The organism is Thermodesulfobacteriota bacterium, assembly GCA_040755095.1.
Classification (GTDB): Bacteria; Desulfobacterota; Desulfobulbia; order Desulfobulbales; family JBFMBH01; genus JBFMBH01.
In genome coordinates, this window is sequence record JBFMBH010000004.1 from 28,333 (window position 1) to 51,116 (window position 22,784).

Below are 22,784 nucleotides of genomic sequence, written 5' to 3' on the forward strand. Positions count from 1 at the left end.
GGAGGTCCTGGACGCACCCCGGTGGCTGGCCTCGTTCAGAATTGGGTCAGGAAGCGCAGGTCGTTTTCGTAGAAAAGCCTGATGTCATCGATGCCGTACCGGAGCATGGCAATCCGCTCGATCCCCAGGCCGAAGGCCAAGCCACTCACTTCCTCCGGATCGTAGCCTACCATCCGGAAGACCTCCGGATCGATCAGGCCGGCGCCCAGGATTTCCAGCCAGCCCGTCGTCTTGCACACCCGACAGCCTTTGCCGCCGCAGATGACGCAAGCGATGTCCACCTCAACGGACGGCTCCGTGAAGGGGAAGAAACTAGGCCGAAAGCGCAAGGCGATGTCCGGGGCGAACATGCGCTGGCAGAAAAGCGAGAGGAGTCCCTTGAGGTCCCCGAAGGAGACTCGGCGGTCCACCAGGAATCCTTCCACCTGATGGAACATGGGGGTATGGGTGATGTCGGAGTCGCAGCGGTAGACCTTGCCCGGCGCGATCATCCTCAACGGGGGCCGACGCGCCTGCATGGCCCGGATCTGCATGGGGGAGGTGTGGGTGCGCAGGAGCACCCCCTCCCCCAGGTAGAAGGTGTCGTGCATGTCCCGGGCCGGGTGGTGGGGCGGAATATTGAGGGCCTCGAAGTTGTAGAAATCCAGCTCGACGTCCGGTCCCTCGGCCACCGAAAAACCCAGATCGGTGAAAATGGAGCACACCTCCTCCAGGACCTGGGACACCGGATGGCGCCGTCCCAACGGCATGCCCCGCCCGGGCAAGGAGCGATCCAGCAGCGGCCCTGTCGATACCGGCGCGGGGGCGGTGCTGGCCATGGTCAGCCGCTCGGCCAGCAGCCCTTCCAGCTCCGCCTTGATCGTATTGGCCAATTGCCCCAGGCGAGGCCGTTCGGCGGCGGGCGCCTTGCCCAGCTCCCGAAGAGCGGCGGTCAGAAGGCCCTTGCGGCCCAGGAAACGGATCCGCGCCTCCTCCACGGCCTCCGGCCCCGTGGCTGCAGCGATGGCCTCCCGGGCTTGGATCCGCAAAGCAGCCAGACCCGCCTCCAGGTCCGAAGGTCCGGCCGGGACAGTGATCTTGGGGCTCACGACAGGTCGGTTCAGGAGGCGAAGCTTTGGGAGGCCAACTGGGCCAGTTGGCCGAAGGAGGCCGGATCCACCAGGGCCAAGTGGGCCAGAACCTTGCGGTCCAGCTCGACATTGGCCTTCTTGAGCCCGCCCATGAACCGGCTGTAGGAAAGACCATGCAGGGCTGCTCCGGCGCCGATCCGGACGATCCACAGCCGGCGGAAATCCCGCTTGCGCTGCCGTCGATCCCGGTACGCATACACCAGGGCCCGATCCACCGTCTCGGTGGCGGTCCGGTACAAACGGCTGCGGCCGCCCCGGTAGCCCTTGGCCAGCTTCAGCACCTTGTTGCGTCTTTGGCGGGCTTTGAAGCCCCGCTTGACTCGTGGCATGAGTGCACCCCTTTTCTCAGACGTACGGCAGAAGCCGCTTGAGGCCTCGACGGTTGGCGTCGTCCACCACCTCGGCCTTGCGCAGCCCGCGCTTGCGCTTGGTGGTCTTCTTGGTGAGGATGTGGCTGTGGTTGGCCTTGCTGGCCATCATCTGGCCGCCACCGGTAGGCCGGAACCTCTTGGCAGCGCCGCGGTTGGTCTTCATCTTCGGCATGGATCATCACTCCTGTCGGACCGTGTCCCCAGGGGACGGGGACGACCGGCGGTATTTAGTGCTTGGGGCCCAGGAACATGGCCATCTGCCGGCCCTCCATCTTCGGTGGCTGCACCACCACCCCGACGTCGGCAATGGCCTCCCCGACTTTGGTGAGGAGCTGCATCCCGTACTGATCGGCGTAGGCGATCTCCCGGCCCCGGAAGCGCAAGGTCACCTTGACCTTGTTCTTCTGCTCCAGAAACTTGCGGATGTTACGGATCTTGAAGGCCAGATCGTGCTCCTCGGTCTTGGGCCGGAACTTGATCTCCTTGACCTCCACCACCGTCTGCTTCTTCTTGGCCTCCTGAGCCTTCTTGCTCTGCTCGAACCGGTACTTGCCGTGATCCATGATCCGGCAGACCGGCGGTGTGGCAGCGGCAGCGATCTCCACCAGATCCAGCCCCTCCTCCTCGGCCAGAGCCAAGGCCTGCCGGCTGGAGACCACCCCGATCTGTTTGCCATCGGAGCCGATCAGACGGACCTCCGGAGCGTTGATCATATGGTTGACCCGGACCCTGACCTCCTGCGTTGGCCTCTGCGGCAGCTTCTTACCTTTGATACCCTACCTCCTGTAACGACCGAATGATCCCCAACCACCGGCGCCAATGCGCCAGCCGCTCCGATACCTAAAGCCCCCAGGCGCAACGACCGCCCTAGAAGCCCCGGGCGCGGCGGCTCTCCTCCCCCACCAGCTCCAGGAAGGCGGCAGGGGTCATGGCCGGCAGGTTCTGGCCGTCCCGCAGCCGCACGGTCAAGGTGCCGTCAGCCTTCTCCTTGTCGCCGATCACCACCATGTAGGGCACCTTGCCCAACTGGGCCTCCCGGATTTTGTAGCCGAGCTTCTCGTTGCGCAGATCCAGCTCCACCCGGCAGCCGGCCAGCTGCAGCTGGCGATGCACGGCCTGGGCATAGTCCGCCTGCTCGTCGGTCACGGTGAGGAGCCGCGCTTGCACCGGGGCCAGCCAGACCGGAAAGGCGCCAGCATAGTGCTCGATGAGCACGCCGAAAAAACGCTCCAGGGAGCCCATCAAGGCCCGGTGCACCATGATCGGCCGGTGCTCCTGGCCATCCTCACCCGTGTAGCCGATATCAAAGCGCTCGGGCAGGTTGAAGTCCACCTGAATGGTCGAGCACTGCCAAGCGCGCCCCAGAACGTCCTTGATCTTGATGTCGATCTTGGGGCCGTAGAACACCCCTTCACCGGGGTCGATGGCATACGCCATACCCTTTTTCTCCAGGGCCAAGCGCAGAGCGTCGGTGGCCTGCTGCCAGTGCTCGTCGCTGCCCACGTACTTCTCGGGCCGGGTGGACAGGTAGATGTCGTACTGGTCAAAACCGAAGGTGGACAGCACCTGGAGGTTGAGGTCCAGGATGTTGAAAATCTCGTCCTCCAACTGGTCCGGCCGGCAGAAGATGTGGGCGTCGTCCTGGGTGAAGCCCCGCACCCGCATGAGGCCGTGCAGCACCCCGGTGCGCTCGTAACGGTAGACCGTGCCCAGCTCGCACCAGCGGATCGGCAGCTCCCGGTAGCTGCGCCGCCGTACCTTGTAGATGGCGATATGGAAGGGGCAGTTCATGGGCTTGAGCTGGTAGGGCACCTCATCGATGGCCATCGGCGCGTACATGTTCTCGCTGTAGAAGTCGAGATGGCCGCTGCGCCGCCACAGGTCCAGGCGGGCGATATGGGGTGTGTAGAGCAGCTCGTAGCCGTGCCGGTTGTGCATCTCCTTCCAGTGGTCTTCGATCAGCCGGCGCACCAGGGCGCCTTTGGGCTGCCAGAGGATGAGCCCCGGGCCCACGCCATCCTGGATGGCGAACAGCTCCAGATCCTTGCCCAACCGGCGGTGATCCCGGCGCTTGGCCTCCTCCAGGGCTGCCAGATGGGCCTTCAGGGCCTTCTCCTCGAAGAAGGCAGTGCCATAGAGGCGCTGCAGCATGGGCCGCGTCTCGTCGCCGCGCCAGTAAGCCCCAGCCACCTGCGTCAGCTTGAAGGCCCGGATCCAGCCGCTGTGGGGAATATGCGGCCCCCGGCACAGGTCCAGGAAGCTGCCCTGACGGTAGACCGAGACGATCGGCTCGGTCAGCTCCTCCAGCAGCTCCACCTTGTACGGCTCATCAAGCTCCCGGAAGAGGGCGATGGCCGCGGCACGATCCATCTCCTCCCGGACAAAGGGCAGCGCCTGGGCAATGAGCTCCCGCATCCGAGCCTCAATGGCCTCGAAATCCTCGGGCGTAAACGGCTCGGCGCGGTCGAAATCGTAATAGAAGCCGTTGTCGATGGCTGGCCCGATCGCCACCTTTACCCCGGGCCCGAACAGCTCCCGCACCGCGGCCGCCATGATATGGGCGGTGCTGTGGCGGAGGATCGCCAGGGACTCCGGGGCGTCCTCGGCAAGAGACGTCAGGACCGTGTCCACCGCCAGCGGTCGGCTCAGGTCCAGAAGCTGGCCGTCGGCAGTGCGCGCTGCCAGGGCTCTTTTGGCCTGCTTCTTGGACAGCAGCTCGGCCAGGGCGCCCGCCACGGTGGTGCCGGCATCGACCTCTTTGGCCTGACCGTCCGGCAGCGATACAGTGATCACGCTCATGCCCGCCCCACAGGAAAAAGGAAGCTCCGCAACGACGGCGGATCGTTGCGAAGCCGAGCAGCCAGCACAAACACCGATGTCAACAACCGACGGAAACAGGAATGGTAGGCGCGGGCGGGATTGAACCGCCGACTTCTACCGCGTCAAGGTAGCGCTCTCCCACTGAGCTACGCGCCTGTTCTGTTTGGTCCAACGCTTCCTGGCAAGGTCACGGCGGGACCCCGTTCAAATACCAGCAAACGGTGGCGAAGTCAAGGGGAATATGGCCCGGGACGCCGCTCTGACGGCCGGCCGCCGGCCGTCAGCCCCCGTTTGCTCCCCCCTGCCCCTGGCCGTCCACCGGACCCGGCGCACACGGCCGGCGGCCCTCGATGGCCCGGGCCAGGGTCACCTCGTCAGCATACTTGATGTCCATGCCCATGGGAATACCGAAGGCCAACCGGGAGATCCGAGCCGCTCCTCCGCGCAGGCGCTGGATGAGGAGGGCTGCCGTCGCCTCCCCCGGCACCGTGGAACTGGTGGCAATCAGCACCTCCCGGATCTGCGGCTGCCGGGCCCGGGCCACGAGCAGATCCACCTTGAGCTCCTCGGACCCGATGCCGTCCACGGGGGACAGCACGCCGTGGAGGACATGGTACAGGCCCCGGTAGGTACCGGACTTCTCCACCGCGGCCAGATCGCTGGCCTCCTCCACCACGCAGACCAGGCCCCGGTCCCGGGACGGATCGGCGCAGACGGGGCAGGGATCGGTCGCCGAAAAGGCGCAGCAAACCGAACAGAGGCGGATGGCACCATGCAGCTCCGCCAGGCTCCGGGCCAGGGCCTGCGCCTCCGCCGCCGGCCGGCGCAGCAGGAACAGAGCCAGCCGGGTGGCGGTCTTCCTGCCGATGCCCGGCAGGCGGTGCAGGTCTTCGATGAGCCGGACCAGGGCCGCCGGCATGGTCTCCCGCATATGGCAGCGCCTAGAAGAGGCCCGGAATGCGCATCCCGCCGGTGAGCTTGCCCATCTCTTCCTGGGCCATGGCCGCGGCCTTGGAATGGGCATCGTTCACCGCGGCGATCACCAGATCCTGGAGCAGGGTCGGATCGGCGGGGTCGATCACCGTCGGCTCGATGGTCAGGGCGACCAGCTCATGGCGGCCGTTCACGGTGGCCTGCACCATGCCGCCGCCTACGGACGAAGTCACCCGCCGGGAGCCCAGGTCCTCTTGCATCTCGGCGATCCTTTTCTGAAACTGCTGGGCCTGTTTGAACAGCTGATCCATGTTCATGGTGTCTTTCCTCCGGCCCTCAGGGCTTTCTGGCGTCGCTGGTGCGGATCTCGGTGATGGCGCCGCCGAAGATCTCCACCGCGGCTTGCACCAGCGGCTCGGCGGCCAGGGCCCGGCGCTCTGCGCCGGGGTCGGGACCACTGGTGGCCGCGGCCGGCGCTGACTCCGGGATACCGGCCGGGGTGTCGATGACGACCCGCAGCTCCCGCTGAAAAAAATCAGCCAGATAGCCGGCGATCAGGCGTACGTTCTCCTGGTCCTGGAGCACCGCACCGTCGCTGGCCTGCCCGAAGCGTACCACAAGACTGCCCCCTTCCTCCCGGACCCCGTCGGCCAGACGCAGGGAGTGGGCCAGCCATGGCTTGCGGCCCTTGACATAGCCGATGAACTCGTCCCAGCCCTGGCGCACCGAGCGGTTGCCCGCTGGCCCCGTCACCGGGAGCGGCTCGGCGGCAGCCGGCGGCCGGCGGGGCTCGGCGGGGGCCGGCGCGGGGGCATTGGCCGCCGGTTGGCCCGGTCCCCCGGTTGGCACCGGCCGGGGCAGGCCCGGGGCCCCGGCCGGCTGGGCCAACAGCGCCGCCGGCTCCACCGGCCAACCCAGGCCGGCCGGCAGAGTCCCTGCAGCCAGCAGGCGATCCAGCCTGTCCAGCACCTCGTCCAGGGGCACGAGCTGGCCGGCCTGCATGGCCCGGATGAGTGCGGTCTCCAGCACCAGCCGCGGCTGGGCCGCCCGCCCCATGGCCTCCACCCCCTGGACCAGGTGGTGAAAGTGCTGTCCCAACGCCTCCACGGCGTGACCGGCTGCCAAGTCCCTGGCCGCCGCCAGCTCCTCCTCCGGCAGATCAATGAGCTCGGCTGGCTTCTGGGCCAGCCGGCACACGAGGAGAGCCCGGAAGTATTCCACCAGATCCTGGGCGAAGCGGCGCACGTCGCCGCCGATCTGACTCACCCGCGCCAGCACCCCGAGGCAGCGTCCCAGGTCGGCGGCCAGAATGGCTCGGGCCATCTCCTCAATGAGCCGGCGGTCGACCAGGCCCAGCACCTCCAGGACGTCGGTATCCGCCACCGACTCGCCGGCAAAGGAAAAGATCTGATCCAGCAGGGACAGGCCGTCCCGCACCGAGCCCCCGGCCTCCCGAGCCACCAGGCCCAGGGCCCGATCCGAGATCGCTACCCCCTCCCCGTCGGCCACCCGGCGGAAGAAGGCTGCCAGCTCGGCCATCGACACCCTCTTGAGCTCATGGCGCTGGCACCGGGAGAGGATGGTCACAGGCACCCGATGCAGCTCGGTGGTGGCGAACAGGAAGTAGACGTGGGCCGGCGGCTCCTCCAGGGTCTTCAACAGGGCGTTGAAGGCCTCGGTGGTGAGCATGTGCACCTCGTCGATGATCACCACCCGGAAGCGGCACTGGGTCGGGAAGTAGCGGATGTTCTCCTTGAGGTCCCGGATCTCCTGGATACCCCGGTTGGAGGCGCCGTCGATCTCCTGCACGTCCAGGGCCGCGCCGGCGGTGATCTCCTGGCAGGGCGGACAGCGGTTGCAGGGGGTTGGGGTGGGACCTTCGACGCAGTTGAGGGCCTTGGCCATGATCCGGGCCAGGGTGGTCTTGCCCACCCCCCGCACCCCGGAGAAGATGAGGGCATGGGGCACCCGGTCCCGCCGCAGGGCATTCTCCAGGGTGGCGACCACCGACCGCTGGCCGATGACATCGGCAAAGGTCTGCGGCCGCATCTTGCGGGCCAGCACCAGGTAGCTCATGGCGCGCTCGCCGGACCAGACAGCATCAGCTGGCCCCGAAAAAAATGATAGCCAGGCACCCTGCGGCACACAAAGGATCTTGCTACCGTTGCTTCCTCCCGGACCTGGCGGGGTTCGCAAGACTTTGTTGCGCAGGACCCGGCTATCAAACCGAAGTCCTTTCTTCCTGGCGGAGAGGGTGGGATTCGAACCCACGGTCCCAGTTTCCCGGAACACACGATTTCCAATCGTGCACCTTCGGCCTCTCGGTCACCTCTCCTGATGGCAAACGGTTGTCGAGGGATATCTCCTCCCGGCGGGCCGCCATACCCCAACGGGCATTTCAGGCTTCCGGCTGACGACATGGCTTTGGCGGAGAGGGTGGGATTCGAACCCACGGTCCCGGTTCCCCAGGACAGACGATTTCGAGTCGCCCCCGTTATGACCGCTTCGGTACCTCTCCGCAACCGCTGGCGGCATCCCGCCCCCTGACCTCGATCCCAGCATAACCGCCCGCAAGGGGCCGGCGGACGCGAAAGAAATCCTTCAAGATCCCGCCACAGGCCTCCGCCGCCACCCCGGCGCAGACCGTCAGGCGGTGGTTCAGAAGGCCATCCTGCCCGATCCGGTAGCGGGAAGCGACCCCCCCCGCCTTGGGGTCGTCGGCGCCGTAGACCAGACGCGCAACCCGTGCATGCACCAGGGCCGCGGCGCACATGGCACAGGGCTCCACGGTCACATACACCGTGGTGCCGGTCAACCGGTAATTGGCCAGCCTCTGCCCGGCGGCCCGCAGCACCAGAATCTCGGCATGGGCAGTAGGGTCGTGGCGCTCCCGGCTGCGGTTGCCATCCCGGGCCAGCACCTGGCCGCTCCCGTCCACCAGCACCGCGCCCACCGGCACCTCGCCCCGGATCGCCGCGGCCTGCGCCTCTTCCAGGGCCAGGGCCATGCAGGCCGCATCCTGCTCGGCCAACGGGAGGGCACTATATACCATGGCCAAGGGCTGGCTGCAACCGGCTCGCGGTCAGCCGCCGGCAGCCCGGCGGCGGCTGCGGGCGTAGTTGGCCGCCTCCCAGCCGGCCACACAGCCCTCGCCCACCGCCTTGGCCATCTGGTACGGATGGCCGGTGATGTCGCCGGCGGCGTAGACCCCAGCCAGGTTGGTGCGGCCCTTGCGGTCCACCAGGATGTGGGTGAAATCCTCGGGGTCCAGGTCCACACCCAGGCTGGTGGCCAGCTCCAGGGCGCCCTTGGCCCCCAGCTCCACGAACACCCCTTCCAGCTCCAGGCGGCGGCCATCGTCCAGGAGAAGGCCCGCCACCTCCTGCTCCCCCAGGACCTCCTGCACCCAGACCCCCTGGCGAACCTCCACCGGGCTTGCCGCCAACCGTTGCGCCAGGGCGTCGGAGACTGCCAGCTCCCGGGCGATGAGGGTGACCTGCCGGGCATACCGGGTCAAGGTCAAGGCGCCATCGGCCGCAGCGCTCTCGTTGCCCACCACCGCCACCCGCTGGTTGCGGAAGAAGTTGGCGTCGCAGTCCACACAGTAGCTCACCCCACGGCCGGCCAGCTCCTTCTCCCCTTTCACCTTGAGCTTCTTGCGGGCGGTGCCGGTGGCCAGGATCACCGCCAGGCCCTGGTGCTGCCCGCCGCCTTCGCTCTCCACCACAAAGCCGTCCCCCTCCTGCCGCACCGCCAGGACGTCCTCGCCAAGGAGGCGGGCGCCAAAGGCCAGCGCCTGCCGCCGGCCGATGGCCACCAGCTCCTCGCCGGCCGAGACCCCCTCCACCCCCAGATAATTCTCCACATGGGCGCCGGCCAGGCTGCTGCGCTCCGGCCGGCCCAGGACCAGCACCGAGGCCTTCTTGCGCACAGCATGGATGGCGGCCTGCAGTCCCGCCGGCCCGCTGCCAATGATGATGACATCGACAATCGGCTCATTCATGGTGACTCCTCCCAGACCATAGACTTTCGTGCCTACCGGCAGACGGCGGCCGGCTGTCTTTCATCTCTTCCCCCGGGCCATCCGGGTGGCTCACGACTGAAGACCGGGCTCCAGGACCTGTCCGCCCGCCTTCCAGCAGCGGGCCCAGTGGCCAGGGCCAATGGCGTAGGCGGCGATTGCCCCGGCCCGGCAGCGGGCCTCCACCAGGGGACAGCGGCCCTGGAAGCGGCAGCCCCGGGGGAGATCCACCGGGCTCGGCGGCTCGCCGGGCAGGACCGCGAGACCACGGCCTTCGTCCGGACGTACAGAAGGCACTGCCGCCAGAAGCGCCCGGGTGTACGGATGGCTGGGCCGGGCAAAGACCGCCCCGCAGGGACCATACTCCATGATATGCCCCAGATACATGACCGCCAGCGTGTGGCTGAGATAGCCCACCACATGGAGGTCGTGAGAGATGAACAGGTAGCCAAGCCCCAGCTCGGCCTGGAGATCGGTCAAAAGGTTCACGATCTGGGACTGGATGGACACGTCCAGGGCTGACACCGGCTCGTCGCACACGATGAGCCGCGGCCGGACAGACAGCGCCCGGGCAATGCCGACCCGCTGGCGCTGGCCGCCGGAAAACTCGTGGGGGTAACGGCCGGCCGCCGCCCGGGGCAGGCCCACCATCTCCAGAAGCTCGGCCACCCGGGCCCGGCGCTCCGGGCCGCGACCGCCCTCCTGCCGCACCCCTTCCTCGATAGCCTCGCCTACGGTCATACGGGGGTTCAAGGATCCGTACGGGTCCTGGAAGATGATCTGCATCTGCCGCCGCAGACGCCGCAGCTCCCCTGCCGGCATGCGGCCCAGGTCCTGATCCTGGAAGAGAACCCGGCCGCCGTCGGCGGGCAGGAGCCGGAGCACCAGCCGGCCCACGGTGGACTTGCCGCAGCCGCTCTCCCCGACCAGCCCCAGGGTTTGGCCCGGGGCCATCGCCAGGTCAATGCCGTCCACCGCCTTGATCCAGCCCGCCGGCCGTTGCAGAACGCCGCGCCGCAGCGGAAAATATTTTTTGAGCCCCTGAACCGTCAACAGCTGCTCCCCAGTGCTGGATGGCCCGCTCACGGCTGCCCCCCTGTCCCTTCCTGGGCCGAGCCCGCCCGCTGCCTGTCCAGGCGCTGGCCCATATCCCGGGCCCGCTTGTACAGCCCCTCCGCCTCCATGTAGCGCCCCTGGGCCTGGCAGTTGGCAGCCAGAGCAGACAGTCCCAGGACGATGTTGCCGTGCTCCGGCCCGAAGGCCTGCTCCCAGATCGCCAGGCTGCGCCGCAGGAGCGGCTCGGCCTCCTGGTAGCGTCCCTGGTCCTGATGAAGACCAGCCAGGTTTCTGAGCACCGCCGCCACATAGGGATGCTCCGGCCCCAGGTGCTCCTCCCAGACGCTCAGGGCACGACGGTAGAGGGTGTCGGCCTGCCGGAAGCGACCCTGACCGTGGAGCAGCCGCGCCAGGTCATTGAGGATCTCGCCTTGCAGGGAATCGCTGGGCGCCACGGCCTGCTCGGCACCGGCCAGGGCCTCCCGGAACAAGACCTCAGCGGGCTCGGTCCGCCGCTCAGCCAGCAGCAGACGGGCCAGGCGGGCCTGCCAGCGGGCCAGCTCGCCCCGGTCGGCACCGGGCTGGGCCGCCAAGAGATCCACCGCCCGGCGCAACGAGGCCTCGGCCTCGGCGAGGCGCCCCCCCTGCTCGTGAACGCTGGCCAGGCCCCCCAGGGCCGGCACCAGCTCCAGGGCTGCCGTGCCCTGGCTGGCCTCGATGATCCCCAGCAGCCGGCGGTAGGTCTCCTCCGCCGCAACCGGCTGAGCGACCCGTTCCTGGAGATCCGCCAGGATCAAGAGCGGCTCGACAAGCTCAGGTGCCTGGGTGCCAAAGGTGGCTTCCCAGATCGCCACCGCCCGGGCCTGGAGCGGCAGGGCAGCGCCCGGTCCCTGGGTTGCCAGACGCAGGCTGGCCACAAGCTGCAGCTGACCGGCTACGAAGGGATGCTCCACCCCGAAAAGCCTTTCCCATACCGCGACCGCCTGGCCGGCTAACGGCTCCGCCTCCCCCAACCGCCCGGCCAGGCGCAGGCAGTCCACCAGATCCGAGAGGCTGGCCGCGGTCCAGGCGTGGTCAGGGCCAAACTCCTGCCGGCGGATGGCGTACGACTCCCGCAGGAGCGGCTCCGCAGCCTGGGGCTGCCCCTGGGCCAGGAACAGACGCCCCCGGTCGGTCAAGGTCTCGGCCAGCTCCGGATCATCCGCCTCCAGGATGCGGCGCTGGATGGCCAGGGCCTGCTCCAGGGTGCCAGCAGCTGCGGCGGTCTCCCCCAAAGCCTTTTGCACCTCGGCCAGAGCCCGGAGCGTTGGCAACAGGTCGGAATGGGAAGGCCCCAGGGCGGCCCGCCACTCCGCGAGCGCCGCCTCCAGCGCAGCCTTGGCCACCGGCAGGTCGCCCCGGTCCCGATTGACCCGGCCAAGCCCCAGAAGACAGGCAGCCAACCGGCCCCGCTGCCGTGGCTCCACGGCGGCCAAGGCCGCCAGGGCCTGCAAATAGCCGGCCTCGGCCTGGCCGAGATCGCCCACTCTTTCCTGCGTCTGGGCCAGGGCCAAAGCAGCGGAGGCCGCGGCTGGGTGGCGGCCTCCGTGCGAGGACAGGGTCAGGGCCAGCACCCGGGTTCGGAGCTGACTGGCCGCCGGCATCTCCCCCAGCTCCTCGGCAGCCGCGGCCTGGCGGGCCAGGAGGTCGGCCAACAGCCCGTCGGCTCCTGCTCCGGCCGGCACCAGTTCTGTCGCTTGGCCATAGATACTGGCCGCCTCGGCGGTGGCCAGCAGCATGAAGGCCCGGTCGCCGTCGAAGCCGAGCAGGGTGGCGGCGGCCAGAGCCCCCTGGCCGCCGGTGGCCTTCTCCCGGGCCTGGCCGGCCAGGCGGGCCAGCTCCTCGTGCAGCCGGCCCAGCTCACCGGCATTGAGCCAGATCAGAAGCTGAGCCGCCCCGGGATCGCCGGACAGACTGTCCTCCTCCCATGCCGCGAGCCGGTTGCGGACCAGGCGGTAGCGCTCGCTCATGAGCCGCAGGCGCTCCCGGCGCTCCCTGGTCGTCAGCCGGTCAGGAAGCGCCTGCCGCAACGCCTGATAGACCCCGGCTGGCAAGCCGAGACGTTGCGGGCCGGGATCCGCATCCCCGCTGGCCGGGGCAGCGCTCTGGCCGGCCGGCTCCACCACGGGAGGCGGAGCCGGCTCCCCGCCGGGCTGTCCCCGCTGCCGCATTCCGCGGACGAGGCCCAGCCCCAGAGCCGGAACCAGCAGGCCCACGAGCAGCAGCCACAAGGCGGGTCGGTTGCGGAGGTCGGTCATGAGTGCTCACGGCAGCCCAGTCGAGATCGGCCACGGGTCGGAGCTTGGCCCAAAAAAGGGCATCTTACTGCGATTCCGGCAGCGCAGCAATCACCGCCCCCCGCCCTCGGCGCCACCGGGCGGGCTTTGAATTCGGCCGCGAAACCGGGTATAACAGCGGATACGATCGAGCCGCCATGCCGGCGGCCGCCCTTGTCCGCCCGCCACCGAGGCCGCTGGCGCTTTTAAGAGAGCCAGGTGGCCCTGCCCGTCAATCAGGCTGTCAGCGAGATCCTGCCCATGCCGTTCACCACGCTTCTTGTCGCCCTCCTGGCGGTCTTCGGGCCGGTCACCCATGCCATCGCCTTCCAGGAGAGTGGCTGCGGGGTTGGCCAATGCCGGGACTGCCACGAGCTGTCGAAGCCCGATGCCGAAAAGCTCCTGAAGGACATGGTCAGCGAGGTGCTGACGGTTCAAGACAGCGAAGTGCCAGGGCTGTGGATGGTGGAAGTCCGCCAGAACGACCGGAAGTTCCCGGTCTACATCGACTATTCCAAGCGGTTCGTGGTCAGCGGCAATGTCATCCGCATCGCCACCCAGGAGAACCTGACCCGGGAGAAGGTCATCGAGATGAACCGGGTGGACGTCAGCCAGATCCCCCTGGAGGACGCCCTGGTCCTGGGAAGCCGGCAGGCGGCCAACCGGATCATCGTCTTCGATGACCCGGAATGCAGCTACTGCCAGAAGCTGCAGCCGGAGATGCAGGCGGTGGTGGCCCAGCGGCCGGATATCGCGTTCTACATCAAGATGTTCCCTTTGCAGTCCCACCCCACCGCCTACGACAAGGCGAAGGCCATCGTCTGTGCCGCCTCGCTTGGCTTGCTGGAGGACAGCCTGGCGGGAAAACCGATTCCGGCTGCCACCTGCGCCGGCGAGGCTGTGGACCAGAACATCGCCCTGGGCGCCCGCTTGCGGATCAACAGCACCCCTACCCTGATCCTGGGCGACGGCCGGGTTATCCCCGGCTTCAAGCCCGCCGACCGGATGATCGAGCTGGTGGGCGAGCCGCCGAAGGAGTGAGATCGACCGACCGACAGGAGATCCCCATGCAGGACACCGGCGTCGCCACCGTCCGCTACGAATTCCACTTCCCGGACAGTCCGGTGAAGGTCTTCCCCCTGGACATCGACATGGAGCGGCTGGTCCTCCTTGCCAAGGCCGGGGGGGAGCCGCCGCCCTGGACCGCCCTCACCGACCACCAGTGCCCCTGCTGTCCCCTGCCACCGGACCCGGAGGCGATCTGCCCCCTGGCCGCCAGCATTGCCCGCATCGTCGACGCCTTCGCGGACACCCCCTCCTTCGATCAGGTTCATGTCCGCTGCATCACCGCCGACCGCACCTATGCCAAGGACACCTCCGTCCAGGACGGCCTGTACTCCATCCTCGGCCTGGTGATGGCCACCAGCGGCTGCCCGGTCATGCAGCCCTTCAAGCCCATGGCCCGCTTCCACCTGCCGTTCTCCACGGTGGAGGAGACCATGGTCCGGGCCATCTCCTTCTACCTCTTAGGCCAGTACTTCCGGTTCAAGGAAGGTCATCCCCCGGACCTCGGCCTCAAGGAGCTGGACGCTCATTACAGCCGGGTGCAGCAGATCAACGAGTCCATCCTGCAACGGATCCGGGCCATCTCCTCCCGGGACGCCGACCGCAACGCCATGACCATCCTTCACTCCCTGGCGCAGATGCTCTCCATGGAGATCGACGCCAACCTGAGCAGCCTGGAGCCCTTCTTCACCCCCGCCGACCCGGCCGGACCACCAGGCCCGGCCTGAAGGAGACAACGACCGCCGCCCCGAGCCGCTGCACCCGTTGCCGGCGAGACCGAAGCGGAGCGCTACCCGCCGGAGGTGTCGTGGCACGCACCCAAAAAAAGGCAGGGCCGCCCGGAGATGAGCGGCCCTGCCTTTGGGGGCAGAGGGGAAACGAGCCCCGTGCTATCTCTGTCGCCGCCGGCAGGCCAGGCCGGCAAGGCCAGAGCCCAGAAGGAGGATGGAGGCAGGCGCGGGCACCGGGGTCCCGGCATCCGAGGAGACTACCAGCTCCGTCACGCGCCAGGATTCATCGTTGATGCCCTGAAATCCAGAGCCATAGCCATAGAAGGAGAGGCTCAACGTGGTCGCCGTGTGGGCAAAGGTGAAGCCGTTGTTGTAGTTCTGGAAGTAGCGATCGATTGGCCCCCAGCTGTTGATGCCGTTGTAGTTGCCGATTCCATCGGCGGTATCGGTGTTGGACTCGGCCCCGCCGAAGTTGTCAAATGTCCAGCCCTGAGCCGCCCCGTCCACACTGAAACCGAAGGCGTCTGGTGACCAGCCACCATCCGAGCCATCCCAGCTGTCCATGATGAAGAGGTCAAAATTGACGGTGACCGTTGAATGTGGCGCCAGGCCACTCAGATTGATGGTCACGGCATCTGTGGTATGGTCGCCCAGGTTGGGATTGGAGTAAATAACCGTCGATGCTTGTGCCAGGTTGGTCATGCCGAGCATCAAGAATCCGGTTGCCAATGCGGCCCGCAGCAGTCTCTTCATCGTGGTCTCGCTCCTTCGGTTGCCTTGTTCTGCCAAGTGTGAGAGTCCCCGCCCTGGGGGGGAGGCGGCCGATTAGCATCTTTGGCCGCCACGACGGCTCAGGGTGCCGCCTGCGCAGAAGGCTATGCATAAAGGGCGCCACCCTGCCGAGCGGGAGGTCTTCTTTCAACATCCAGCAATTTCAACCAGTTGGTCGGATGGTTGCCGGCTGCCCGACAAGGAGTCCATTCGGCAATCCGGAATAGCCGTTCGGAAACGCGGAAGCCGGAATCCCCTTCCCCACCCGTCCTGCCCCCCCGGCATCGCATGGGCATATCTCTCCTTGGCGTGTTCCATGGGGGCTGCGGCCGAGGCACCGTTGTCCTGGCCGGGATGTCCATCGTATGCCTCCCGGAAGCCGCGCCGGTCAAGCCAGCTGCTGGCTGCGGATCATTGCCAAGAGCGGTCCGCTGGGGCAGATGAAGGGGCGGTTGCCGCATGCCGGAAAGCCACCCCTCCGGAGCTTGCGGCCGGCAGCGGATCCGCCAACCCTGCACAGGGGCACTGCACGAGCCATGACCGGGTCGTCTGCGCCTCTCCTCGTGCCTTGGCCGGCGAGCGGAGGCCTCGGCGCATAAAAAAAGACCCCAGGGGGCAACCCCCCGGGGCCTTGGACCGTGTGGCCGAACAGCGGCGGAAAGGATCTCAGCAGCCGAAGGCCTTCTGCAGCGGCGGCACGGTCTGCTTCTTGCGGCTCATCATGCCGGGCAGCCACATGGACTCGCCCTGGAGCTTGCCACCAAAGGCCTTCTCGATGAGGGCCGGATCCTCGGAGACCACCAGAAGATCGGTGCCTTCCTTGACCACGTCGGTGAGCATGAACAGGACCGAGTGGCGGCCGTCGGCCTTGAGACCCTGGAGGGCCTTGACCAAGTCGGAGCGGACCCCAGCGGCCTGGTCGATGGTCGCCAGCTCCAACTGGCCGATGCCCACCTTCTTGCCGTTCATGTCGAAGTCCTTGAAGTCGCGGTTCAAGAGGTCGTTGATCGGCACGCCGTCGATGGAGGACTTGGCCTTGAGCATCTCCATGAACACCGCGTCCCGGTCGGTGATGCCGGCGATCTTGGCGAGCTCGGCCACCGCCGCCTTGTCCTCGTCGGTGCAGGTGGGGGACTTGAAGTTGACGGTATCGCTCAGGATGGCGCACAGCATGATGCCGGCCATCTGCTTGGAGATGGCGACGTTGGCGCTCTTGTACATCTCGGTGATGACGGTGCAGGTGCAGCCCACCGGCTTGGCGTAGAAGAAAATGGGGTTGTTGGTGGTGACGTCGCCGATCTTGTGATGATCCACGATCTCGACGACGTCATTGGCGCTCATGTTGGCCGGGCCCTGGGCCAGGTCGCTGAAATCCACCAGAATGATCTTCTTGCCGGCGGCGTCGGTCATGATCTCCGGGGTCGCGGCCCCGAACTTGCTGAGCACCACCTGGGCCTCGGGATTGAGCGGTCCCTGCATGACCGGCACGGCATCCATGCCCTGGGCCTTGCGCAGGTTGGCCAGGGCGATCGCCGCCGCCACAGAATCGGTATCCGGACTCTTGTGCCCCACCACATAGACAGACATCGTACGCTCCTCCTTTGCTTCGTGTGATTTGGCTCCCTCAGCCGCGATCCACCACATCCGTCGGGGTCCGGGGGACGGATCCCGCATAGCCCTGGTCCCTGCCCGCCGGAGTGACGCGGCACCTCTGCCGGCGATGAGGACCCATTCAGTTGTCAACAGAGGTCGTCGGCATCTTAGTGTCCGGAATGGCCGGCGTCAAGTCAAAAAAGGGGCCGGCATCCGGCACCGGAAGCGGCCCTTTTCGGCCTTGCAAAACAGTACCCCGGGTATAGATTGGGGGGCCGTCGCGCGGTCAATCCGCAGCCAGCGGACCTGCACGGACGTTCAGAACTGAGGCGGCGCGCCAGGCCAGGAGCCGGAAAAGAGGAGGGGGGAGATGAGCCAAGCCAACGAGGGGGCGGGAGCCAAGCTGGAAGAGCTCATCCGGATCGTCGCCCGGCTGCGGGGGCCGGAGGGCTGTCCCTGGGACCAGCGCCAGGATGACGAGAGCATGAAAGGCCACCTCATCGAGGAGACCTACGAGCTGGCCGAGGCCCTGGATCGCCAGGATCCCGGCCACGTCTGCGAGGAGCTGGGCGATGTGCTGTTCCACATCGTCTTTCTAAGCCAGCTCTACGCCGAGCGGGGGGCCTTCGCCATGCCGGCGGTGGCCGCCGGCATCATCGCCAAGATGATCCGGCGCCACCCCCACGTCTTCGGCAGCGAGCGCCTGGCAGACGAGGCCGCGCAGCGGGCCGCCTGGCAGCGGCTGAAGGCGGCGGAAGGCCGGGCCGACCGTCTGGCCTCCATCCCCCGCACCCTGCCCGCCCTGCGCCGGGCGCAGAAGATCCTCTCCCGGGCCACGGCGGACGGCCTGCCGCTGCCGGATCTCACCGGCACCCTGGCGTCTCTGGCTGCGCCGCCACCGGAGGCAACCCCGGCCGATGATGCCCGCCAGCTGGCCGACGCCCTCCTGGCCCTGGTGGAGCGGGCCAGGAGGGCCGGTCTCAATGCCGAGGAGATCCTGGCCCGCCGCCTGGAGGCCCTGATCGTCGAGCTGGGGACCGGCGGCGACGGGGCCGTGGTCCCGGCCACCGATTGACCGGTCGGCGCTGGCCGGCCACAAGCCAGCAGGCTGCCGGAGCGGCTGAGCCTGCCTCAGGGCGCGGTGGCGATGGAGTCGATCTCGATGGCGCAGCCGCTGGTGACCGTGGGATCCAGGCGCAGGCTGCGGATCTCCCGGCCGGCCCACTCGCCATGGGCCGCCGTGTCGATCAGGTAGTCGTGGAACTGGCCGTCGGCGGTGACCGCGAAGTTAATCTTCCTCAGCTCCGACTCGGACAGAGCAGTGCTGTGGGTCCAGAAGAGCTGGCCGGTGGTGGTGGCCGCCGCGCTGCAGCTGGTTTTCATGCGCACCGCCAGCAGGGGCACCTCGTTGCCGGCAAAGGACATGCCGCTGCGTCGCAGGTAAGGATCGGTGCCGGTGCTGGAGGTGGCCAGCGCGCCACCCGACACCACCAGGGAGGTCAGGTGGGTGTTCTTCACCCAGCCCTCGGTGTCACCGGCCGCCTCGAACTGGAAGCTCACCGGGCTCGCCGCGGTGGTGACCGCCACCACGTTGCTGCTGGCGGATTCCCCCTGACCGTTGACCGCCTTGACCCGGAGCCAGTAGCTGGTGGCCCGGGCAAGCCCGGAGACGGTGCTGGTCACGAAGTTGCTGCCATTGTCCGCTGCCACGACCCAGGTGCTGCCATCGGTGGACCGCTCGACGACGAAGCCGTCCTCGTCGTCGGCATGGTCTGTCCACCGGAGGTCGACCCGGTTGTGGAAGACAGCGGACGCCACCAGGCCGCTGGGGGCGGCGGGCGGCGCCGCGGCCGGGGCAGGCGGCGGTACCGTCTGGATGAAATCGATGGCCATGGCGGCGCCGGCCACGTCCGTGGGATCCAGGCGCAGGCTGCGGATGTCCTTGCCGGCCCACTGGGGATGGCCGGACAGATCCAGGGCGTACAGATGGAACTGGCCGTCGACGATGGGGGTGAAGGCCAGGGCCTTGGACATCGATTCTGCGGTGTCGCTGGTGGTGGTCCAAAGAACATGGCCGACGCTGCCAGCGGAGACCTTCATCTACGGGGTATTGGGCTCCAGGCCCTGGTCGACAAAGCTGCTGGAGGTGCCGCCCATAGCGTGGTTGATGGCCGGCGCAGTGCCGATCTGCACCCAGCCGCCGGTGCCGGTGAGGGATCTTTCCACCGTGAAGCCCTCTTCGTAGTCCAGCCGGCCATGGGGCAGGTGACGCCAGGAGAAGGCGAGCCCATTGACCGAGGTGCTGGACATGGTCAGGGCCGTGGGCGCCGGCGGCGGCAGCTCGGCCGGCGGCAGCTCGTTGCGCCAATCGATGGGATTGCTGAACCGCCAGGAGATGTGGCAGGCGTTGCTGGAGCAGGTGCCACCGCCGACCTTGGGCTGATAAACAAAGCTCAATGGCTGCCAGGCCTGGTGGGCGAAGAACTGGGGGGCGGCCACCACGTCCATCCGGCCATTGACATGGATCGACCGGTCCCGGATCGAGATGGCGCCGGCAGCTGGATCCTTCTGCACACTGGTGGCATGGCACAGCTCGCAGGTGCAGCCCCGGGAGATGTGAGTCCAGTGGGCGTCGCCGGCCGGCGGCCGGCCGTGGCAGTTGTTGCAGGTGTCGCTGTCCCCCTGGGGATCGGAAGCGGAGCCATCCCAGGCCAGTGAGCGGCCGGTGACCCGGCGGCCGTCCACACTGCTCTTGCCGTCGCTGTGGCAGTAGACGTTGTCACAGGTCAGGGCATCGTCCTTGACCACCGCGGTGCCGTTGGTGGCCTGTAGTCGTAGCCGGTGACCGCCGGGGACACCGCGGTCTGGCCGTGGAAGATGGTATTTTCTCCAGCGCGGCCGAAGGTGGCAAAGCCGATCTGGATCCTGGAGTCATCGTAGACCGGGCTGGCCGGCATCCCGCCGCTATGGCAGTTGTCGCAGGCAAAACCGTAGCCGGTGGCCTGGTCGACATGGATCCGGTGGGCGCCGGCGGACGCCGAGCCGGTGGGCGACGGGATGTCCACCAGGCCGTCCGGGCTGCCCGGGGCGTCGGTTACCGGCGGGTAGCCGTGGCAGGCCAGGCAGCTGGGCGCAAAGCCGGTGGCGTGGTCATGGCAGTCGGTGCAGGTGCGGCCGCTGAAATGGTCGGCCAGCATGGCGTTGGCCCGCCAGTGGTCGGTGGCGGTGTGGCAGACCTGGCAGACCCCGTCCGGGCTGGGGTCGGCCGCCGGATCGCCACCATCGTCGGCAAAGCCGTTCGTGCCCTCACGGTCGAAGAGCTTCACCGGCTTCAGGCTGTGGTCCGCCGGGTTCTCCATCTCCTCCTTGACATACTGGCCGTAGAGGATGGCGAAGGCGTCGCCGCTGGCCACCTGGCCGGCATAGGCCGGGATGGCGGCGATATTGCCGCTCACTGTGATGGAGGCGGCGTCGGCGGCAAGGATCTCGAAGCTCACCTCCGGGGCCGCCAGGCTGGGCAGAAGGATGAGACCGCGGCCCGGTCCGGTCTTGTGGCTCCAACGGCCAGGATCCGCCCAGGCGGCCCGTGCGGTAGACATTGGCGTCGTGGCACTCCTGGCAGGAGGCAGCCGGCAGCACCGTCCGGTCGTGGCGGGCCTCATGGCTTGCGCCGTGACAGGCGGCGCAGTTGGCGGCCTGCACATGGCTGGCCTGGTGACAATCCGTGCACTCCACCGCCAGGGCGTAAGCCAGGCCGGGCGCCCCGGCGAGCCATCCCAGAAGACCGCCCTGCACCAGGACCGCCACCACGGACAAGATGCCGCTCCGCCTTCCCTGTCGCATCCGCCTTCCCCCTTTCCCGGATGGATGAGCTGCCGCTCGCGGCCACCGGCCCCGAACACGCCGCCGGGGCGTACCGCATCGTTCTCTTGTCCAAAAAGCGGCCGGCGGGCTCAATTGGCGGAACGCTCATTTCGGATTAAGCGGAGGACGGGTGACCGGTGGGAAGGTTGCGCGGGGGAGCGACCGGAGCTCGCGCCCAGCCGGCATGGCGGGGTACCTCCTGGCCGGGGCCGGCGGCCGCCGTGCCCTGTTGCCTGGGGCTAGAGGATCTCCATGGAATCGATGATGGCGGTCACCTCGGGCAGATAGCGCTCGTAATGGTAGAGGTCGCTGCCGGCGTACAGCACCAGATGCAGCCGGCGGCCTTGGACGGCGCCGGCCACCAGACCGCGGTAGCGCAGGCCGGACCGGGTGGCAAAGGCCATCTGGAAGCGGAAGCCTTCCAGGGTGCCGAAACGGGCCGGCTTGAGATCGCTCTTTTCGATGCCGTGGCAGTCACTCCGGGCCAGGGTCGCCTCCACCAGGTCCATGATCTCCAGAGGCGTCATGGTGTCCGCAAAGGCCGGCAGATCCCTGGTTGGCCCGAAGCCCAGATCCAGACCCTCGCCGCTGTCTACTGCCGGGACAAAGGTCAGCCGGTGCAAGGCCGGGCCGTCGATGGTCCAGAAGACCACCCCGTGGTCCTCGTGCATGCTCCAGGCCAAGCGGGGCTGCACCCGGAAGACCTCGCCCACGGTCTGCGAGGTGCCGGACTCCACCAGGGTGAAGTAGCTGCAGCCGCTCATCATGAGCAGCAGGACCGGGATGAGGCGGACGATGGCACGCTTCATGGGGTCTCCTGGGTCAGCATGTGGAGGATCATCTCCCGGTCCGGCGCGGCCGGTCGCTCGGCCAGGTAGCTGTGGAAGGCCTCCCGGGCCTGGGCCGCTTCCCCCCGCTCCCGGAGAAGCAGGGCCTGGGCCCGATGGGCCTCCGCCGGATGGGTCGGGGCGGCGATGGCCTCGGTGTAGGCAGCCAAGGCCAGCGCCCGGTCCCCGGCCTGGTTGCGGAGCCGGTGCAGCTCGCCGGCCCCGAACCGGAGCCGGCCGGGGTCGGTGCCGGCCTGGGCCAGGCTGGACAGGAGGACCTCGGTGCGGCCGAATTGGCGCAGGTGCAGCTCGTCTTGCAAGAGGTCCAGCCAATGAGGAGCAAGGATGGCCTGGTAGCGCTCCTGCTCCAGACTGCCCTCCCGGCCGCCGGCCACCAGCCGGCCGGCCAGCTCATCCAGGGCCGCCAGGCGCTCCTCGGAAGGGGGGTGGGAATCGAACAGCATGAGGGAGAAAGTCTTGTCCTCGCCGGCATCCTTTTCGGCGATGACCTGCCGCCACAGGGCCGCAGCCTGGCGGGGATCGTATCCCGCCCGGGCCATGAGGGCCAGGCCGTAACCGTCCGCCTCCCGTTCCTGATCCCGGCTGTAGGCGGAAAGCCCGCCGGCGGCGGCGAGGGTCGCCAGATCACCGGCGACCCCCACCCCGGCCGCTGCGGCGGCCAGCCGCACAAAGGCCAGGACGTTGGTGGTGTTGACCACATCCCGCATCCGCTCCAGGGCATGCCGCCGGAGGTAGTGGCCGATCTCGTGCCCCAGTACCGAGGCCAGCTGGGCCTCGTTGTGCACCCGCAACAGCAGGCCGGACCAGACCACCAGGGCGCCGTTGGGGGCCATGGTCGCGTTGAAATACGGGACACGCAGGGCATAGACCCGGATGTCGGCGCAGTATTCCGGGGTCAGCCGGCAGACCACCTCCTGGAGATAGGCCGCCAGCTCCGGGTCGGTGATCCGGTTGCCCGCCTCCTTGTACTCCTCCTCGGTCCGGTCCATGACCATCCAGATCCCGGCCTCGTCCGTAGCCAGGGCCGGCCGCTGGCCAGGCTGCAGGCTGGCCAGCTCCCCGGGCGCCACCGCCGGCAGCGGCCACGGCCCCTGGCCGCCGGGTTGGGCCATGCCCTCCACCGGCGCGGCGTAGCGGGCCTGGCTGCTCACACAGCCCCCAGCCGCCAGGGCCACGAGCGCCAGGGCGAGCCAGCCGGTCCAGCTCCAGCCCCGCTGCTGCCGTGCCGGTCCCCCTCCGGGTGCTGCCATCGTCTTCACGTCGCCG

General features: G+C 68.1%; 22 protein-coding genes, 3 tRNA genes and 1 other RNA gene. 3 read left to right on the forward strand and 23 right to left on the reverse strand.

Annotated elements, in window-relative coordinates; translation table 11 throughout:
- Window positions 1–35: 35 nt before the first annotated feature.
- From pheS to AB1634_01640, 16 genes are all read right to left on the reverse strand, one after another.
- Window positions 36–1,049, reverse strand: a complete 1,014-nt coding sequence (gene pheS, locus AB1634_01565) for a phenylalanine--tRNA ligase subunit alpha (protein ID MEW6218209.1) — start codon at window positions 1,047–1,049, stop codon at window positions 36–38.
- Between the two features lie 50 nt (window positions 1,050–1,099).
- On the reverse strand, window positions 1,100–1,459 hold the full coding sequence (gene rplT / locus AB1634_01570) for a 50S ribosomal protein L20 (protein MEW6218210.1): 360 nt from the start codon (window positions 1,457–1,459) through the stop codon (window positions 1,100–1,102).
- Window positions 1,460–1,475: 16 nt separating this feature from the next.
- Entirely contained in the window at window positions 1,476–1,673 is a 198-nt protein-coding gene (gene rpmI, locus AB1634_01575) for a 50S ribosomal protein L35 (GenBank protein ID MEW6218211.1), read from the reverse strand.
- 55 nt (window positions 1,674–1,728) lie between these two features.
- The gene (infC, locus tag AB1634_01580; protein ID MEW6218212.1) at window positions 1,729–2,274 is read right to left on the reverse strand and encodes a translation initiation factor IF-3; all 546 of its coding nucleotides are present in this window, start codon (window positions 2,272–2,274) and stop codon (window positions 1,729–1,731) included.
- Between the two features lie 94 nt (window positions 2,275–2,368).
- Window positions 2,369–4,300: a threonine--tRNA ligase gene (thrS, locus tag AB1634_01585; GenBank protein ID MEW6218213.1), complete on the reverse strand. Its 1,932-nt coding sequence runs from the start codon at window positions 4,298–4,300 to the stop codon at window positions 2,369–2,371.
- Window positions 4,301–4,402: 102 nt separating this feature from the next.
- Window positions 4,403–4,477: transfer RNA gene (locus AB1634_01590), tRNA-Val, on the reverse strand.
- Between the two features lie 124 nt (window positions 4,478–4,601).
- A complete protein-coding gene (gene recR / locus AB1634_01595) occupies window positions 4,602–5,252 on the reverse strand; it encodes a recombination mediator RecR (GenBank protein ID MEW6218214.1) in 651 nt (216 codons plus the stop codon).
- Window positions 5,253–5,262: 10 nt separating this feature from the next.
- On the reverse strand, window positions 5,263–5,571 hold the full coding sequence (locus tag AB1634_01600; protein ID MEW6218215.1) for a YbaB/EbfC family nucleoid-associated protein: 309 nt from the start codon (window positions 5,569–5,571) through the stop codon (window positions 5,263–5,265).
- A gap of 19 nt (window positions 5,572–5,590) precedes the next feature.
- A complete protein-coding gene (gene dnaX, locus AB1634_01605) occupies window positions 5,591–7,330 on the reverse strand; it encodes a DNA polymerase III subunit gamma/tau (GenBank protein ID MEW6218216.1) in 1,740 nt (579 codons plus the stop codon).
- A 46-nt stretch (window positions 7,331–7,376) separates the two neighbouring features.
- An RNA gene (gene ffs, locus AB1634_01610) (signal recognition particle sRNA small type) lies at window positions 7,377–7,474 on the reverse strand.
- Window positions 7,475–7,497: 23 nt separating this feature from the next.
- Window positions 7,498–7,589 (reverse strand) — tRNA-Ser (locus AB1634_01615).
- A gap of 90 nt (window positions 7,590–7,679) precedes the next feature.
- Window positions 7,680–7,772 (reverse strand) — tRNA-Ser (locus AB1634_01620).
- Window positions 7,749–8,306: a tRNA adenosine(34) deaminase TadA gene (gene tadA / locus AB1634_01625; GenBank protein MEW6218217.1), complete on the reverse strand. Its 558-nt coding sequence runs from the start codon at window positions 8,304–8,306 to the stop codon at window positions 7,749–7,751. The genes AB1634_01620 and tadA overlap by 24 nt, the downstream gene beginning before the upstream one ends.
- A 30-nt stretch (window positions 8,307–8,336) precedes the next feature.
- On the reverse strand, window positions 8,337–9,257 hold the full coding sequence (locus tag AB1634_01630) for an FAD-dependent oxidoreductase (GenBank protein MEW6218218.1): 921 nt from the start codon (window positions 9,255–9,257) through the stop codon (window positions 8,337–8,339).
- A gap of 90 nt (window positions 9,258–9,347) precedes the next feature.
- On the reverse strand, window positions 9,348–10,361 hold the full coding sequence (locus AB1634_01635) for an oligopeptide/dipeptide ABC transporter ATP-binding protein (protein MEW6218219.1): 1,014 nt from the start codon (window positions 10,359–10,361) through the stop codon (window positions 9,348–9,350).
- Window positions 10,358–12,628, reverse strand: a complete 2,271-nt coding sequence (locus tag AB1634_01640) for a tetratricopeptide repeat protein (protein MEW6218220.1) — start codon at window positions 12,626–12,628, stop codon at window positions 10,358–10,360. Before AB1634_01640 ends, AB1634_01635 begins: the two co-directional genes overlap by 4 nt.
- Window positions 12,629–12,865: 237 nt before the next feature.
- Between AB1634_01640 and AB1634_01645 the strand changes: the two genes are divergently transcribed.
- Together AB1634_01645 and AB1634_01650 are read left to right on the forward strand one after the other, a co-directional pair.
- Window positions 12,866–13,687, forward strand: a complete 822-nt coding sequence (locus AB1634_01645) for a DsbC family protein (protein ID MEW6218221.1) — start codon at window positions 12,866–12,868, stop codon at window positions 13,685–13,687.
- A 26-nt stretch (window positions 13,688–13,713) separates the two neighbouring features.
- Window positions 13,714–14,439, forward strand: a complete 726-nt coding sequence (locus AB1634_01650; protein ID MEW6218222.1) for a hypothetical protein — start codon at window positions 13,714–13,716, stop codon at window positions 14,437–14,439.
- 162 nt (window positions 14,440–14,601) lie between these two features.
- Here the strand turns inward: AB1634_01650 and AB1634_01655 are convergent, their stop codons facing one another.
- Window positions 14,602–15,195, reverse strand: a complete 594-nt coding sequence (locus AB1634_01655) for a PEP-CTERM sorting domain-containing protein (GenBank protein ID MEW6218223.1) — start codon at window positions 15,193–15,195, stop codon at window positions 14,602–14,604.
- 684 nt (window positions 15,196–15,879) lie between these two features.
- Window positions 15,880–16,800: a manganese-dependent inorganic pyrophosphatase gene (locus AB1634_01660; protein ID MEW6218224.1), complete on the reverse strand. Its 921-nt coding sequence runs from the start codon at window positions 16,798–16,800 to the stop codon at window positions 15,880–15,882.
- Window positions 16,801–17,176: 376 nt separating this feature from the next.
- On the opposite strand from AB1634_01660, the gene AB1634_01665 reads away from it, so the two are divergent.
- Window positions 17,177–17,881, forward strand: coding sequence for a MazG family protein (locus AB1634_01665; protein MEW6218225.1), 705 nt, complete (start codon window positions 17,177–17,179; stop codon window positions 17,879–17,881).
- 56 nt (window positions 17,882–17,937) lie between these two features.
- Here the strand turns inward: AB1634_01665 and AB1634_01670 are convergent, their stop codons facing one another.
- The 5 genes from AB1634_01670 to AB1634_01690 form a co-directional block, all read right to left on the reverse strand.
- Complete coding sequence (locus AB1634_01670) at window positions 17,938–18,906, reverse strand: fibronectin type III domain-containing protein (protein ID MEW6218226.1); 969 nt, start codon at window positions 18,904–18,906, stop codon at window positions 17,938–17,940.
- Window positions 18,907–19,614, reverse strand: coding sequence for a CxxxxCH/CxxCH domain-containing protein (locus AB1634_01675; protein MEW6218227.1), 708 nt, complete (start codon window positions 19,612–19,614; stop codon window positions 18,907–18,909).
- Complete coding sequence (locus AB1634_01680; GenBank protein MEW6218228.1) at window positions 19,593–20,405, reverse strand: hypothetical protein; 813 nt, start codon at window positions 20,403–20,405, stop codon at window positions 19,593–19,595. The genes AB1634_01675 and AB1634_01680 overlap by 22 nt, the downstream gene beginning before the upstream one ends.
- A 504-nt stretch (window positions 20,406–20,909) precedes the next feature.
- Window positions 20,910–21,479, reverse strand: coding sequence for a hypothetical protein (locus tag AB1634_01685; protein ID MEW6218229.1), 570 nt, complete (start codon window positions 21,477–21,479; stop codon window positions 20,910–20,912).
- Window positions 21,476–22,768 carry a M48 family metalloprotease gene (locus AB1634_01690; GenBank protein MEW6218230.1) on the reverse strand — a complete coding sequence of 431 codons (1,293 nt, stop codon included), beginning with the start codon at window positions 22,766–22,768 and terminating at the stop codon, window positions 21,476–21,478. Before AB1634_01690 ends, AB1634_01685 begins: the two co-directional genes overlap by 4 nt.
- Window positions 22,769–22,784: the final 16 nt, after the last annotated feature.

What these genes read in the sequence shown, in the direction of transcription:
- tadA (MEW6218217.1), bottom strand. Translation starts at nt 8,306, where the DNA reads ATGGTATATAGTGCCCTCCCGTTGGCCGAGCAGGATGCGGCCTGCATG.
- AB1634_01640 (MEW6218220.1), bottom strand. Translation starts at nt 12,628, where the DNA reads ATGACCGACCTCCGCAACCGACCCGCCTTGTGGCTGCTGCTCGTGGGC.
- AB1634_01670 (MEW6218226.1), bottom strand. Translation starts at nt 18,906, where the DNA reads ATGAAGGTCTCCGCTGGCAGCGTCGGCCATGTTCTTTGGACCACCACC.
- dnaX (MEW6218216.1), bottom strand. Translation starts at nt 7,330, where the DNA reads ATGAGCTACCTGGTGCTGGCCCGCAAGATGCGGCCGCAGACCTTTGCC.
- AB1634_01655 (MEW6218223.1), bottom strand. Translation starts at nt 15,195, where the DNA reads ATGAAGAGACTGCTGCGGGCCGCATTGGCAACCGGATTCTTGATGCTC.
- AB1634_01650 (MEW6218222.1), top strand. Translation starts at nt 13,714, where the DNA reads ATGCAGGACACCGGCGTCGCCACCGTCCGCTACGAATTCCACTTCCCG.
- AB1634_01665 (MEW6218225.1), top strand. Translation starts at nt 17,177, where the DNA reads ATGAGCCAAGCCAACGAGGGGGCGGGAGCCAAGCTGGAAGAGCTCATC.
- AB1634_01630 (MEW6218218.1), bottom strand. Translation starts at nt 9,257, where the DNA reads ATGAATGAGCCGATTGTCGATGTCATCATCATTGGCAGCGGGCCGGCG.
- AB1634_01600 (MEW6218215.1), bottom strand. Translation starts at nt 5,571, where the DNA reads ATGAACATGGATCAGCTGTTCAAACAGGCCCAGCAGTTTCAGAAAAGG.
- rplT (MEW6218210.1), bottom strand. Translation starts at nt 1,459, where the DNA reads ATGCCACGAGTCAAGCGGGGCTTCAAAGCCCGCCAAAGACGCAACAAG.
- AB1634_01690 (MEW6218230.1), bottom strand. Translation starts at nt 22,768, where the DNA reads ATGGCAGCACCCGGAGGGGGACCGGCACGGCAGCAGCGGGGCTGGAGC.
- rpmI (MEW6218211.1), bottom strand. Translation starts at nt 1,673, where the DNA reads ATGCCGAAGATGAAGACCAACCGCGGCGCTGCCAAGAGGTTCCGGCCT.
- thrS (MEW6218213.1), bottom strand. Translation starts at nt 4,300, where the DNA reads ATGAGCGTGATCACTGTATCGCTGCCGGACGGTCAGGCCAAAGAGGTC.
- recR (MEW6218214.1), bottom strand. Translation starts at nt 5,252, where the DNA reads ATGCGGGAGACCATGCCGGCGGCCCTGGTCCGGCTCATCGAAGACCTG.
- AB1634_01660 (MEW6218224.1), bottom strand. Translation starts at nt 16,800, where the DNA reads ATGTCTGTCTATGTGGTGGGGCACAAGAGTCCGGATACCGATTCTGTG.
- AB1634_01680 (MEW6218228.1), bottom strand. Translation starts at nt 20,405, where the DNA reads ATGTCTACCGCACGGGCCGCCTGGGCGGATCCTGGCCGTTGGAGCCAC.
- AB1634_01685 (MEW6218229.1), bottom strand. Translation starts at nt 21,479, where the DNA reads ATGAAGCGTGCCATCGTCCGCCTCATCCCGGTCCTGCTGCTCATGATG.